Source organism: Vibrio sp. RW, from assembly GCF_027587105.1.
GTDB lineage: Bacteria > Pseudomonadota > Gammaproteobacteria > Enterobacterales > Vibrionaceae > Vibrio > Vibrio toranzoniae.
Genome location: NZ_JAPPTM010000039.1, coordinates 14,344 through 27,655, shown reverse-complemented (window position 1 = coordinate 27,655; position 13,312 = coordinate 14,344). Strand labels below are relative to the sequence as shown.

The following is a 13,312-nucleotide window of genomic DNA, read 5'->3' as shown; positions in this document are numbered from 1 at the left end:
AAAACGTTGGCTATATGATCAGATTCGACCCTATTAAAAACCGTATTTATAACAACGAACGTTCTATTAAAATAGGATATCGTGAGACTCGTGTTTTAGAGTTATTACTTAAAAATTCGCCCGAGATTGTAAGTAAACAGGATATTATTAGCTTCGCATGGGGAAGCGAATTCATTGGGGATACGTCACTTGCGAAGTGCATCAGTTTACTTCGCCAAGGATTCATTAAGCTCGGTATCAAAGAAACACCAATATTGACAGTGCCAAAGGTGGGTTATCGCCTTATTGATGAGTGTGTGTTTATCGACTCGCAACCACAAAGCGAAGCCACTATTCTTTTCAATCCAGTGATCGACCAAATCCCACTCGACCATAGTAACATTGCTGTCTCCATTACAGGCGGCCATAAACCTGAATCCAAATCGAGTTTACTTGCTGCGCAACAAGTCAGCTTATACAAAAACAGACTGTGTTACTTCACAACCGCTTGTTTATTGATGGCGTCGGCGCTATTGGCTTTTGCTAAGATCAATGATAAGGCCCTCAGTGATCTCACCCCCGTTAACCGACTCAGTGAACAATGGGTTGGTCAGATACAAGTTCTCCGAGATCCAGAGATGATTCTAAGCCCAGAACTAGAGGCGATTCTCTATAAACATCAATGTGATTGTGTGGCATACATCAGCGATGAGCCCGGCTATTCAGAACTCTCCATACTCAACAAAGCAACGCGTCAATCCGTCAATATCTTTTACACCGCAACGCAATTGGATCAAGCGAGTGCAGAGATAGCGCTATTCCTAGAAAGAGGCCAATTATGATGCCATTTATAGCTCTGTTTTCCTCGTTAACGTTATTCATTGGTATATGGAGTATCCCTTCCTCTCCACCACAAGAGGAGCGCCATTATCAACATAGCGTGGTGGATCTCATACTCGATGGAAATGTACTACGTACCGATGGACTCACCAAAATAAGTGATAACAAGGTTCTACACCTTATATCCATTCAAGATGACAACATGCCCGACCCTATTATTCTTCGGTTTAAAGGAGAAGCAGGTCTTTCTCAATCACTTTTCTTTTCAATATCAGGCACTATCGACTTAGTTTCCGTACAAAAAATAAGTAAAACAATGAATGACAGCTTATTGTCGCCCTACCTACTCATCAACAATGACCCATTAACACTCAAGGTTGATGTCTTAAGTTCGAACGATTTATTTTCCATCATTCGCACATGTAATACAGGTCGAACACAACTACTAGCTAAAAGATAATCTAAATATGATAACCATCTATATTACCCATACAAACGGTTGGTTATCTTATTTATTTATCCCATAACGAACATATTCTATTCGTCGACCTAAACACTTCAAATGGCATCCCCGATGTCAGTTGCTCACTAACATTAAGAAATATTGACGTTCGAGTATAAAAAGTATTGCCTCATTTCATAAAAACAGCTTGAACTCCATCAAATAATTTCCCTTACGTTGCATAGTGTTTCATTAATAAAACAAAATCAACATTACAAGTCATTGAATTAAAGTGGAAAATTAATTCAATCCTTTTCAGTATCTATCTATTTATCAACATGAAAAAGTGAACGTGTCTTGTTAACTGCACGGCACACAAAACATTATCAAAATATAAAATTTATAAATGAGGGAATTGTTCATGATCAGTATAAACAGAAGTCTCTTAACAACCGCAGTGTTGTCTGTTCTATCAACCAGCGTAAACGCAAAGGTTTACCCTGACCAAATCGTGTTTGACCAACTTGGTGAGGATGTATGTCGCTCTGGCTATCGCCCTTTGGACCGTTATGAAGCTGAAGAACAGAAGAGTGCTTTGCTCGCTCGTATGGGCACTTGGCAGATCACAGGCTTAAAAGGAAACTGGGTGATCATGGGGCCTGGCTATCATGGTGAAATTAAACAATCAAACAGCGGGTCAACGTTCTGTTATCCGAACAACGACCAATCTGAAATCCCTAACTATTCCGCTAAATCGGTTCCAGAAGGCAGCGAGATCGATGTTCAGTATGAATTAGTGAACAACCGTAACGATTTTGTTCGCCCATTAAGCTATTTAGCTCACAACCTAGGTTACGCATGGGTTAGCGGTAATAATAGTCAGTATGTGGGTGAAGACATGACGATAGAACGCTCTGGCGACAGCTGGGTGATACAAGGAAACAACAGTGGATCTTGTAGCGGTTATCGTTGTGGTGAAAAAACCAAAATCACCGTCGACAACTTTGCCTACACCGTTAACGATGACAACTTTTGGCATGGTGATGTTGTCGAATCAGACCGTGAATTAGTGAAGACCGTTTACGCTACCGCAAGAAACAACAGTAATATCGCCCAACAAGTGGTTGTCGATCTGAAAGTAGATGAATCAACAAACTGGTCGAAAACGAACAGCTATGGATTCTCGCAAAGCGTTCAAACAGAAAATACGTTTAAGTGGCCTCTTGTTGGCGAAACTAAACTCACTATTAAGTTTGAAGCCAACCAAAGCTTCTCTAAATCCAATGGTGGTTCTACTAGTGAACAAGTGACACTTCAAGCGCGCCCTATGGTTCCAGCAAACTCAGAGCTTCCGATTCGAGTTGAATTGTATCGTTCAAGCATCTCCTACCCATATAGATTCAACGCCGACATTAGTTACGATGTTGAGTTTAATGGCTTCCTTCGTTGGGGTGGCAACGCATGGCACACACATCCAGACAACCGCCCTTACAAAGCTCACAGCTTTACCATGGGTCGAGGCAGCGATAAATCCGCAGACATTCGCTACCAGTGGGATCACCGATACATTCCAGGTGAGACAAAATGGTGGGATTGGGGCTGGGCAATCAAAGAAGCTGGCTTATCAAACATGCAGTACGCAACAGGCGGAAGTTTACGCCCATTCCACTCTTATGTGTCGGGTGACTTTTACGCTGACTCTCAATTTGCCGGTACCATTGAGATTGGCCAAGCAACACCGATTACCAACAATTTACGTAGCAAAAGAAGTGTTGATTCCGTCAACGAAACCACTGAGCGCATTGGCGATATCGAAGTCACCACCAACTTCAATGCTGATGAGTTGAGCGACCTAGGTTTTGAAGGTGCAGAGATGAACATTAGCATCGTTGAATAACTACGTTTTGAAAAACTATGTTGTTTAATAAGAGCGCTACAAAGTTCTACAAGCATTAAAACACAAAAGCCCACGACACATCGTGGGCTTTCATATGTTCTATCAGAAAACGGCGAACTACATAGGCTCTTCCATTAGAAGCTTAACGCCCAGCCCCACCAGGACCATGCCTGTCACACCTTCCATCCACTTCATAAAGCTCGCATTCTTAAGCAAGTTTTTAGCCGAGTTAAGTGCACCAGCTAAGCCACATTGCCACACCATCGCAATCATAAAGTGGACCGAAGCCATCAGCATAGATTGTAATAACGGTGAACCTTCAGGGTTTACGAATTGAGGCAGAAAAGCCAAATAGAAAACCGCCGTTTTAGGGTTAAGCACATTAGACAAGAAGCCTTCACGCAAAGAACGCTTAGCACTGTAGGCTTGCTTAGCTTGCTCACCCACCTCCACTTCACCACCATTTTTCATCAAAGCTCGTAAACTGCTTAAGCCAAGCCAAATCAGGTAAACCGCGCCCACCATTTTAACGGCTTGAAAGAGTTCAGCTGATTGAGCAAGAATCGCGGAGATTCCCACAGCAGAGAAAAAGGCGTGTACATAAAGGCCGCTACAAATACCAAAGCTGGTCATACAGCCGTCAGCTAAGCCCGAGCGGCTCGTATTGCGAATCACTAATGCCGTATCTAAACCCGGCGTTAATGTTAAAATAGTGATGGCAATAAGAAATGCCTCAAAGTTCAAAATATCCATATCATTGTCATTCTTGTTCAGCGATTTATCATCAATACCGTGTATCTGAACAATTCGCAAGCAACAATTGCCATCAGCTATACAACTCACTGATTTTGTGCACACTGATACAGTTTAACTTGTTAAAAAATAGTAAATTCCCGACATCACTTGCCTTGGTCGTTTAAGCTATATTTTCTACTAGCTGTATATTTTCTACTATAGTTCGCCGCTTCTAGAAGCAGGCAAAGTAAAAACCACAATAAGGTATGAGCCTAACCTCCGGCGTTGCCAGTAGGATCACTAAAAAAACTAAATTAAGAGTAGTCAAATGAGCGCATTCAAAAAACTAGTCGAACACTCTAAAAAATGTTCACGCTTTCAACACCTAGCCGCTATTTGTGGTTGGGACCAAGCTTCAATGATGCCCGCAGGTGGTAACCAAGCTCGCAGTGAAGCAATGGCCGAGCTATCTGTTCATATTCACGGCCTAATGACTCAACCGCAACTTGGTGATTGGATTGCAGACGCCGAAAACGAAGCGCTGAACAACGAGCAACACTCGTCACTTCGTGAAATCAAACGCCAGTGGCAACAAGCTAACCTACTTCCAGAAAAACTGGTTGAAGCTAAGTCTCTAGCGGGTTCAAAATGTGAACATGCGTGGCGTAGCCAACGTGGTAATAACGACTGGGTTGGTTTTGAAAAGAACTGGCGTGAAGTGGTTGAGCTGTCACGTGAAGAAGCACAAATCCGTGCAGATGCCGCTAACCTAACACCGTATGATGCGATGCTGGATATCTATGAACCGGGCACCAGCTCTGCTTCACTGGATATCTTATTTGCAGACGTGAAAACGTGGCTACCAAGCCTGATCGACGAAGTAATTGAAAAACAGTCAAGCGAGCAATTTAACGCGCCATCGGGTATCTATTCGACAGAGAAACAGAAAGCACTTGGCCTGGAAGTCATGAAGCTACTTCAATTCGATTTCGAACACGGCCGATTAGATGAAAGTGTTCACCCATTCTGTGGCGGCGTCCCTTCAGACGTGCGTATCACGACTCGCTACGATGAAGCTGAATTCGTTCAAAGCCTAATGGGCATCGTCCACGAAACAGGTCACGCACGTTACGAGCAAGGCTTACCTAAACACCTAGCAGGCCAACCTGCCGGTGAAGCTCGCTCTATGGGTATCCATGAATCTCAGTCTTTGTTCTTCGAGATGCAAGTTGGTCGCAGCGATCCGTTCATTGGACACTTAGCGAACCTCACAGGTCAACAATTCTCTGGTTCAGAGTTTGAGAAAGAGAACTTCCAGAAGATCTACACTCGCGTGAAGAAGGACTTCATCCGTGTTGATGCCGATGAGTTAACCTACCCGGCACACGTTATCTTACGTTACGAGATTGAGCGTGACTTAATCAACGGCAAGATCAAACACACCGATGTGCCAGAACTTTGGAATACCAAGATGCAGTCTTACCTTGGTTTAAGCACTCAAGGCAACTTCACTAATGGCTGTATGCAAGACATTCACTGGACAGACGGCGCATTCGGTTATTTTCCATCTTACACACTCGGTGCGATGTACGCGGCTCAGTTCATGGCTTCAATGAAGAAAACGGTTGATGTGAACTCAGTGATTGAAAGCGGTGACCTATCCCCTATCTTCACTTGGTTAGAGTCGAACATTTGGAGTAAAGGCAGTCTGCTGACCACTGATGATTTAGTGAGAGGTGCGACAGGAGAAACACTTAACGCTGCATACTTTAAAAGGCACCTAGAAGAGCGCTATCTATAATCACTTGATACTAAGCCTTCCTATTGTTATTTGAAGGAAGGCTCAGTCTTCACTGATATAGAGCTTTGTCCCAATGGTAATTGCCGCCGATTATCTGTAATTTTTATCAAACTTAAGTTGTGGGATAAAGTCATTATAATATAGTTACTTACGTGAAAATCTTCCTTTTTTAAATACCTTTCATAAAAATAATTTCAATTTATTTTACTTTTCTGCATCCAAATACCTTGTTCGATTGTAGTACCTAGTAACAGCAAGAAAAAGCTGTTTTTCAACTTCAAAATCGACTGATAAAAAGGGATACGACAGTGAAAAAACAATACATATTGAAAACATTAAAAATCACAGCAACATCAGCTCTAATGGCTATGGCTGCTCAATCCTACGCTGGTACTTTTTCTCAAGACAACCTACCAAGTGAAGTACGTGTACCGGACGGTAACAAAGTCGCCATGTTTACTGTTGCAGAAGGTAATATCACATGGGAGTGCAAAGTAGACAGTTCAGATGACAAGAATGCAAAATGGGCATTTGCTGGTCCTCGAGCCATTTTAAGTGATAACAAAGGCAACCATTTAGTCTCTTATTTTGGTCCTCCTGCAACATGGGAATCTCTTGATGGTTCATCTATTACCGGTAAACAACTAGCCGTTTCACCTTCAGAAAAAGGCAGTATTCCGATGCAGTTAGTCAAAGCAAATGAGTCTATGCGTCCCGGTACATTAAAAGATGTCACTTATATACAGCGTATTAATTTGAAGGGCGGCGCTGCTCCAATGACAGGTTGTACTATGGATAAACTTGGTCATAAAGTCGTGGTTAACTACTCTGGTGAGTATCTATTTTGGAAACAAAAGTGAGCGCATTACCGCCACCATACACGATAATAAACACCGACTAAATAATGACTTAAAACGTCCAGTTACGTATACTGGACGTTTTATAAACAGGTATATCGTGTGTCAATATCGACAGAGTTCGACTATGAAAGTGTTCTAATGCACTGCGCTCAAGGTGATCGCCAAGCCTTAAGACAGTTATATGAACAGGAAGCATCAAGATTACTCACTGTAGTGCTGAGGATTTTGCAAAACCGTGCTTTATCCGAAGACGTTGTGCATGACGCCTTTATAAAAATTTGGAAAAATGCAAACTCCTACCATCAAGAGCTAGGGTCCGCACGTGGTTGGATATATACGTTAACCCGTAATTTAGCGTTAAATGCACTTAAACACTCCAACCGCCAAATCTTATCAGAACCAGATTTGTTACTCGCTCTATGTGATAGTCAAGTATTGGACTTAGCAGAGCAGCCAGATGGTATTTCTGAACTTTCAGAAGATCCTTTGGCACAAACGTCTCTACAAACATGTTTGGAATATTTAGAACCGGAACGCAAATTGTGTATATTGCACGCTTATGTTGATGGCTACACCCAAGACGAAATTTCTCAATTGCTTAACAAACCCCTTGGTACCGTAAAATCATGGATTAAGCGCAGCTTGAATGCTTTAAAGGGGTGTCTGCAATGAAAAAAGATACGCAACAAATTCCTATCAACGATGATAATTTAGCCGGCCAATATGTGCTTGGCACACTGACAGAAGAAGAACGATATAATTTTGAAAAACGTTTAGCTCACAGTAGCGAATTACAACAAGCGGTTAATCAATGGCAAACTCATTTTTTGTCTATTACTGATAGATTAGAGCCAAAAGTCGCCTCTCAGTCTTTATCTGCACGTATTGAGCGCAGCCTAGATGAACTTGAAGAATTTTCTAAACCGGCAACGCAATCAAGACCTGAACCACAAAGCCATTTCTGGCAAAGTCTCGGTTTATGGCGGGCTATTTCAATGGCTTGCCTTGTACTAGCGATGGTACTAGGTTTTAAATTACAAACCCTTGAACCAATGCAAAGTACACCCACTTATATCGCGGTATTAGTACAACCAGAAAACAAAAACCCAAGTTGGGTAATACAAACCACTCATGCCAATCAGATGCAACTAGTTCCCCTGGGTGCAGTGAAAATACCAGAAGGCAAAGCATTACAATTTTGGACAAAAGCCGACGATTGGGATGCACCTGTCTCACTAGGATTAGTCAGAGAAGGCGAAACGCTTAATCTAAATATTAGTGAACTACCGCCACTAACAGAAAACCAATTGTTCGAACTAACTTTAGAGCAAGAGACAGGCTCTTCTACAGGTCGACCAACTGGCCCTATTACCTCAATTGGGCGCGGCCTTTCGATATAGTGAGCAGATAATTTAAAGACCATCTAAAACTCATTACCTAAAGTGAATGAATAGAAAGAAGGCTGAGCAGGTTACTGACTCAGCCTTTTTTGACGACAGCTAGAAATCAGCAACGTAATATCGATTCAAAACTTCATAGACCTCAGTCGCCTTTCAACATATCTAAAAAAATCTGTCTCGACTCGGGTGTGTTGTCTCTGTGGGTTTCGTACTTGATATGTGTCTCGGCATCGGCAGACTGAGATAATTTGATACTCCAAAGTGCTATCAATTGGTTCGGTACAATTGAATATCGAACATCGATAACACGCAGATCATCCATTGGATCTTGCGCCACATAACCATTTGAGAACCAGCGAAAACGTTCAATGTCTTTAGCTTGTTGTGAATTAGGATCGAGCCAAGGGAAATCTTGACTCACATTCAGTTTAGCTATTGAGTCTCCAGGATAGGTTTTAACGGAGGAACCGACTCGAACAGCATCTACGTAGTATTGAGATTCTGTTTCGTACACCACTTTCCACACTAAGATATTTGCAAAGCTCGGCTTGGCCTCTAACCGAATAGGTGCATGTTGTCGTTCTTGTGCTAATTGCCATCCTATCGCTTCTGCCCTATCCCTTTGAATCATGCCCAACGTTGGGTAAATCAAAGCCCACAAAAACGCAATACGAGCCAGAAAAAGGATTCGTTTCCATGTTGCAAGCACAAGTAATATCAAGATAGGAAGTGTATAGACAGGGTCGATAATCGAAATGGTATTCCAAGCATAACGTTCGTTGGTGAGCGGCCAGAACAGCTGAGTGCCATACGTAGTACAAGAATCGAGTAATGCATGTGTGCCATAGCCTAACGCGCAATAGAACCAGCTCTGTTTAAACGAGAGATCGCGCCTTTTAGCAATCAAAGGATACAAAACCAGAGCACAAATCAAGCTGCCAATAGGGATAAACAGGAGTGAATGGGTAAACTGTCGATGGAACTCCAATGCCAGTAAAGGATCACTCTCCGATCGAATAAACGCATCTAAATCTGGCGCCATTCCAGAGAGCAAACCTAGAACCCCAGCGACCACCAAATGTTGTTTTTTACTCGCCGCTTGTGACAAAGAAGCGCCTAGCACACCCTGCGTTAACGGATCCATAACTCACTCACTTTTAGCATTCTCTTGATCTGAACAAGTACATTTAGCTATAGCAGTGAATCCGGTTAAACAACAATATTTTGTCAACATACTCATAGACCTAATAGTATAAATGTAGACTGGCAAACAAAAAAAGCAGCCTGATGACTGCTACTTTCTATTGTTATTATTGGAGCTACCCACTGATACCTGCAACATAGGCAGTCGAACGACCAAAACTTAGCGAGCGACCATGCTAGCAGCGATAACAACTAACAGTACTGAGAAGATCTTCTTAATCGTAGGGACTGGCAAGTGGTTTGTCGCTTTTGCGCCTAACGGAGCCGTGAACCAAGAGGTGCACACGATACCCAGCAGCGCTGGTAAATAAACAAAACCTGCAAATCCATCGGTTAAAGCAAAATGGCTACTGCCCGCAGTGATATAACCGATAGAACCAAATAACGCGATAACAATGCCACACGCAGACGCACAGCCGATCGCCTTTTTCATATCGACCGAAAAGAACGTTAATAGTGGAACTAACAACGCACCGCCACCAATCCCTATCATGGCAGACAAGCCGCCAGTAATGGTTGTTAGAACGGTTAACCCCCCTTTATTCGGTAGTTTTCGTTCGTTAGGCGTGCCGCTTTTACTGCTTAAGAACATCTTAATCGCGATAAGAACCACGCTCACAGCAAACACGATACGAACGACCTTTTCCGGCAATAACGCCGCCATAAAACCACTAACCAAAGCACCAAGGGCAACACCCAGCATGATCCAAGGTGCCAGATCCCAAGGCACGTTGCCATTCTTGTGGTGAGCGAGCGCAGAAGACGTTGAAGTAAATAGAATCGAGGCCAACGAGGTCGCAATCGCAGCAACAACAACTTGGTCGGACGGCAGAACTTCTAAGTAAAGTAAAATGCTGCTTAACACCGGAACAATAATCAGCCCTCCACCAATGCCCAAAAGCCCGGCAAGAAAACCAACACCACTGCCTAGTAACGCACAGTAGAAAATCAACAACAGCAATTCACTCATTTCATCCATCTCTTATTAAATTAATTTACCTTAAATAACACACTATTAATGTGGTTATATTTCCATTAAGCTAATTAATATAACTGACACCGACTTAAACATTCAAACATATAGATCATGAATATTCCTCATGATGAATGTGAAGTAATACCATTATTAATCCCACACCTATCCACGTATAAAAACCTTAAGCGATTAACTTTATACGACATTAATTCTACTCAGTATTAATTTCAGAAAGCATAGCCTTCGATTCTTAATCCGGTCACAAGCAAAAAATAAAGCAGTTTTAATACTAAAAGACCGAGAGAACCAGACAACGAATTGGGATACTAGACCAGCATGAATAAAGAACTTAATTTTACGATTAAAAGCATTAGCCTCGACGAAAACTACCAGCCTGCAGACAGCACGCGTATCACAACCAACTTTGCGAACTTAGCTAGAGGCGACAGCCGTCAAGCAAACTTACGTAACGCACTGCAGATGATTGACAACAGTTTCAATGCCTTAGCACACTGGGACAACCCAAAGGGCGACCGCTACTCTGTGGAGCTTGAAATCATTTCTGTTGACATGGACATTGAAAGCAACGGCGAAGCATTCCCTTCAATTGAAGTTCTGAAAACAAACATTCTGGACCACAAAACCAACGAGCGTATTGAAGGCATTATCGGAAACAACTTTTCTTCTTATGTTCGAGATTATGACTTCAGCGTATTACTTTTGGATCATAATAAAGGCCAAGATAAATTCAGTATTCCAGAAGATTTTGGGGATTTACACGGCAAGCTGTTTAAACATTTCGTTAACTCTGAAGCTTACAAACAGAATTTCAATAAGCCACCTGTTATTTGTTTGAGTGTTTCAGATAATAAAACCTATTACCGTACTGAAAATCAACACCCTGTATTAGGCTTTGAATACCAACCTAATGAATCTTCTTTAACTGAGCAATACTTCAAGAAGATGGGATTACAGGTTCGTTATTTCATGCCGCCAAATACTGTTGCTCCTCTGGCTTTCTATTTCTTTGGTGATCTTCTGAACGATTACTCTAACCTAGAGCTTATCAGCACCATCAGCACCATGGGTACTTTCCAGAAAATCTACCGACCTGAGATTTACAACGCGAACGCGGTCGCAGGCAACTGTTACCAACCAAACTTGAAAAACTTGGACCACTCACTGACTCAGATCGTGTATGACCGAGAAGAACGCGGCAAGTTAGCTATTGAGCAAGGTAAATTCGCAGAAGAACATTTCATTAAGCCATATCAATCGGTTCTTGAGAACTGGTTTGCCAATTACGCGCTTTAATCAATTTATTAGGCGCTTTAATCCATTAATTACGCGCTTTGGGCAATCTAAGGATAGGCAGAATTAATTATGAAAACACTATTACCAACTTCAACAGCAGGCAGCTTACCTAAGCCGTCTTGGCTAGCACAACCAGAAACACTTTGGTCTCCATGGAAACTGGAAGGCGACGAATTAACGGATGGCAAGCAAGATGCGCTGCGCGTGTCTCTGCATGAACAACAACAAGCCGGCATCGATATCGTGAGTGATGGCGAACAAACCCGCCAGCACTTTGTGACCACCTTCATTGAACACCTGAATGGTGTCGATTTCGAGAAGCGTGAAACCGTTAAAATCCGCGACCGCTACGATGCGAGTGTACCGACGGTTGTAGGCCCAGTATCTCGTCAGAAATCGGTGTTTATTGAAGATGCGAAATTCTTACGTCAGCAAACCGACCAACCGATCAAATGGGCTCTGCCGGGGCCTATGACCATGATTGATACACTTTACGATGCGCATTACCAAAGCCGTGAAAAACTGGCGTGGGAATTTGCAAAGATCCTCAACGAAGAAGCGAAAGAACTTGAAGCTGCGGGTGTTGATATTATTCAGTTCGATGAGCCCGCATTTAACGTGTTCTTTGATGAAGTAAACGATTGGGGTATCGCTTGTTTGGAAAGAGCCATTGAAGGGCTTAAATGCGAAACCGCAGTACACATTTGCTATGGTTACGGCATCAAAGCAAACACAGATTGGAAAAAGACATTGGGCACTGAGTGGCGCCAATATGAAGAAGTCTTCCCTAAGCTGCAGCAATCCAATATCGACATCATCTCATTAGAGTGTCACAACTCTCATGTACCACTTGAACTGCTTGAGCTTGTTCGCGGCAAGAAAGTGATGGTCGGTGCGATTGATGTGGCAACCGATTCTATTGAAACACCGGAAGAAGTAGCCAGCACTTTAAGAGAAACACTTAAGTATGTTGATGCAGACAAGCTCTATCCTTGCACTAACTGCGGCATGGCTCCCCTACCTCGCGACATTGCCTCAGCTAAGCTGAATGCACTCAGCGCTGGCGCAAAGATCGTTCGTAAAGAGCTTTCAGCTTAACGGCTGATCTGAATAGAAAAACTAAATATTGAAGCCTAAGTATCGAATGATGCTTAGGCGATACTTGGCTTCTTTTCGCAATTTGATGGCTTGTTTGATAATGGTGTCCATAACTCTCCCTGACGCTTAAGCGCTGTGCTATGCGTTCATTTCCTCGAACATCTGCTTATAAGATTGAGTTTGTAGTGCTGATTGAGTCAGCCCAAACCGACTGGCTAATAACTCCAATTCATCTTTATAAACCGATAACTTAGACTCATCGTCCGTCATGATAGCGAACTCTGCAAAATCACCGATACCCGTTAGTGAGTCGACAGTAATATGAAATTCGCCCACAAAGTAGATACTGCGTGTCTTCTGCGCTTTTAGGATCACTTCGTAACCCATGTTCTCAAGCATACTCTTAGCATTCGACGCATCGGTGATGTTTGTCGCTTCACATCGGTCAGACTCTGGACCTTTTACAATCCATAGCTTAATGCCCGACGGTTCCATTGTGCGAATACATAAACTCTTGTTTTGAGCTTGTAAGCTTCTGTCTGGGCTATCGAAATACCAATCGCACTCAAGGTTATCTTGGAGCATGACTTCATGGGGAATAAGACTCAATGTATTCAAGAATTCTGATTTAGAATCGAGGCGATACTTAAGCTCTACTTCGTATTTACCTTGGAAATGGTCATTAGTCATATACTAGCTCGGTGCAAAAAAATGGATACTAGCACACCAATAGAACCTGAAGTATGGGTTGGGACACAACACCACTT

At 42.6% G+C, this 13,312-nt stretch carries 13 protein-coding genes; 9 read left to right on the top strand and 4 right to left on the bottom strand.

The window, feature by feature from the left end:
• The first annotated feature begins 14 nt into the window (after positions 1-14).
• The 3 genes from OCT63_RS20020 to OCT63_RS20010 all read left to right on the top strand — a co-directional run bounded on the left by OCT63_RS20020 (position 15) and on the right by OCT63_RS20010 (position 3,158).
• Positions 15-821 (top strand): winged helix-turn-helix domain-containing protein, encoded by an 807-nt coding sequence (locus tag OCT63_RS20020; RefSeq protein ID WP_161687722.1) that lies wholly within the window; start codon positions 15-17, stop codon positions 819-821.
• Positions 818-1,279, top strand: a complete 462-nt coding sequence (locus OCT63_RS20015; RefSeq protein WP_269984440.1) for a hypothetical protein — start codon at positions 818-820, stop codon at positions 1,277-1,279. The genes OCT63_RS20020 and OCT63_RS20015 overlap by 4 nt, the downstream gene beginning before the upstream one ends.
• Positions 1,280-1,682: 403 nt before the next feature.
• Complete coding sequence (locus OCT63_RS20010; RefSeq protein ID WP_161687726.1) at positions 1,683-3,158, top strand: aerolysin family beta-barrel pore-forming toxin; 1,476 nt, start codon at positions 1,683-1,685, stop codon at positions 3,156-3,158.
• Positions 3,159-3,275: 117 nt separating this feature from the next.
• Here the strand turns inward: OCT63_RS20010 and OCT63_RS20005 are convergent, their stop codons facing one another.
• Positions 3,276-3,911: a LysE family translocator gene (locus OCT63_RS20005; protein WP_161672089.1), complete on the bottom strand. Its 636-nt coding sequence runs from the start codon at positions 3,909-3,911 to the stop codon at positions 3,276-3,278.
• A gap of 310 nt (positions 3,912-4,221) precedes the next feature.
• On the opposite strand from OCT63_RS20005, the gene OCT63_RS20000 reads away from it, so the two are divergent.
• The 4 genes from OCT63_RS20000 (at position 4,222) to OCT63_RS19985 (ending at position 7,954) form a co-directional block, all read left to right on the top strand.
• Positions 4,222-5,694 carry a carboxypeptidase M32 gene (locus OCT63_RS20000; protein WP_161687728.1) on the top strand — a complete coding sequence of 491 codons (1,473 nt, stop codon included), beginning with the start codon at positions 4,222-4,224 and terminating at the stop codon, positions 5,692-5,694.
• A gap of 308 nt (positions 5,695-6,002) precedes the next feature.
• Positions 6,003-6,554, top strand: coding sequence for a DUF3455 domain-containing protein (locus OCT63_RS19995; protein WP_161687730.1), 552 nt, complete (start codon positions 6,003-6,005; stop codon positions 6,552-6,554).
• A 99-nt stretch (positions 6,555-6,653) separates the two neighbouring features.
• A complete protein-coding gene (locus OCT63_RS19990; protein ID WP_240697780.1) occupies positions 6,654-7,226 on the top strand; it encodes a sigma-70 family RNA polymerase sigma factor in 573 nt (190 codons plus the stop codon).
• Positions 7,223-7,954, top strand: coding sequence for an anti-sigma factor (locus OCT63_RS19985; protein WP_060467565.1), 732 nt, complete (start codon positions 7,223-7,225; stop codon positions 7,952-7,954). Before OCT63_RS19990 ends, OCT63_RS19985 begins: the two co-directional genes overlap by 4 nt.
• A 142-nt stretch (positions 7,955-8,096) precedes the next feature.
• Here OCT63_RS19985 and OCT63_RS19980 read toward each other — a convergent pair whose 3' ends face one another.
• Both OCT63_RS19980 and OCT63_RS19975 read right to left on the bottom strand, forming a co-directional pair.
• Positions 8,097-9,098 carry a metal-dependent hydrolase gene (locus tag OCT63_RS19980; RefSeq protein WP_269984439.1) on the bottom strand — a complete coding sequence of 334 codons (1,002 nt, stop codon included), beginning with the start codon at positions 9,096-9,098 and terminating at the stop codon, positions 8,097-8,099.
• 219 nt (positions 9,099-9,317) lie between these two features.
• A complete protein-coding gene (locus OCT63_RS19975) occupies positions 9,318-10,127 on the bottom strand; it encodes a sulfite exporter TauE/SafE family protein (protein WP_146448329.1) in 810 nt (269 codons plus the stop codon).
• A 342-nt stretch (positions 10,128-10,469) separates the two neighbouring features.
• Between OCT63_RS19975 and OCT63_RS19970 the strand changes: the two genes are divergently transcribed.
• Complete coding sequence (locus OCT63_RS19970) at positions 10,470-11,447, top strand: DUF1852 domain-containing protein (RefSeq protein ID WP_060467563.1); 978 nt, start codon at positions 10,470-10,472, stop codon at positions 11,445-11,447.
• Positions 11,448-11,516: 69 nt separating this feature from the next.
• A complete protein-coding gene (locus OCT63_RS19965; RefSeq protein ID WP_161687737.1) occupies positions 11,517-12,545 on the top strand; it encodes a methionine synthase in 1,029 nt (342 codons plus the stop codon).
• A 138-nt stretch (positions 12,546-12,683) separates the two neighbouring features.
• On the opposite strand, the gene cyaB is transcribed toward OCT63_RS19965, so the two are convergent.
• On the bottom strand, positions 12,684-13,235 hold the full coding sequence (gene cyaB, locus OCT63_RS19960; protein WP_161687739.1) for a class IV adenylate cyclase: 552 nt from the start codon (positions 13,233-13,235) through the stop codon (positions 12,684-12,686).
• Positions 13,236-13,312 lie beyond the last annotated feature (77 nt).

Bases quoted from the DNA above. Each gene is read 5' to 3' on its own strand.
- OCT63_RS20020 (WP_161687722.1), top strand. From the start codon at position 15: ATGATCAGATTCGACCCTATTAAAAACCGTATTTATAACAACGAACGT.
- OCT63_RS20015 (WP_269984440.1), top strand. From the start codon at position 818: ATGATGCCATTTATAGCTCTGTTTTCCTCGTTAACGTTATTCATTGGT.
- OCT63_RS20010 (WP_161687726.1), top strand. From the start codon at position 1,683: ATGATCAGTATAAACAGAAGTCTCTTAACAACCGCAGTGTTGTCTGTT.
- OCT63_RS20005 (WP_161672089.1), bottom strand. From the start codon at position 3,911: ATGGATATTTTGAACTTTGAGGCATTTCTTATTGCCATCACTATTTTA.
- OCT63_RS20000 (WP_161687728.1), top strand. From the start codon at position 4,222: ATGAGCGCATTCAAAAAACTAGTCGAACACTCTAAAAAATGTTCACGC.
- OCT63_RS19985 (WP_060467565.1), top strand. From the start codon at position 7,223: ATGAAAAAAGATACGCAACAAATTCCTATCAACGATGATAATTTAGCC.
- OCT63_RS19980 (WP_269984439.1), bottom strand. From the start codon at position 9,098: ATGGATCCGTTAACGCAGGGTGTGCTAGGCGCTTCTTTGTCACAAGCG.
- OCT63_RS19975 (WP_146448329.1), bottom strand. From the start codon at position 10,127: ATGAGTGAATTGCTGTTGTTGATTTTCTACTGTGCGTTACTAGGCAGT.
- OCT63_RS19970 (WP_060467563.1), top strand. From the start codon at position 10,470: ATGAATAAAGAACTTAATTTTACGATTAAAAGCATTAGCCTCGACGAA.
- OCT63_RS19965 (WP_161687737.1), top strand. From the start codon at position 11,517: ATGAAAACACTATTACCAACTTCAACAGCAGGCAGCTTACCTAAGCCG.
- cyaB (WP_161687739.1), bottom strand. From the start codon at position 13,235: ATGACTAATGACCATTTCCAAGGTAAATACGAAGTAGAGCTTAAGTAT.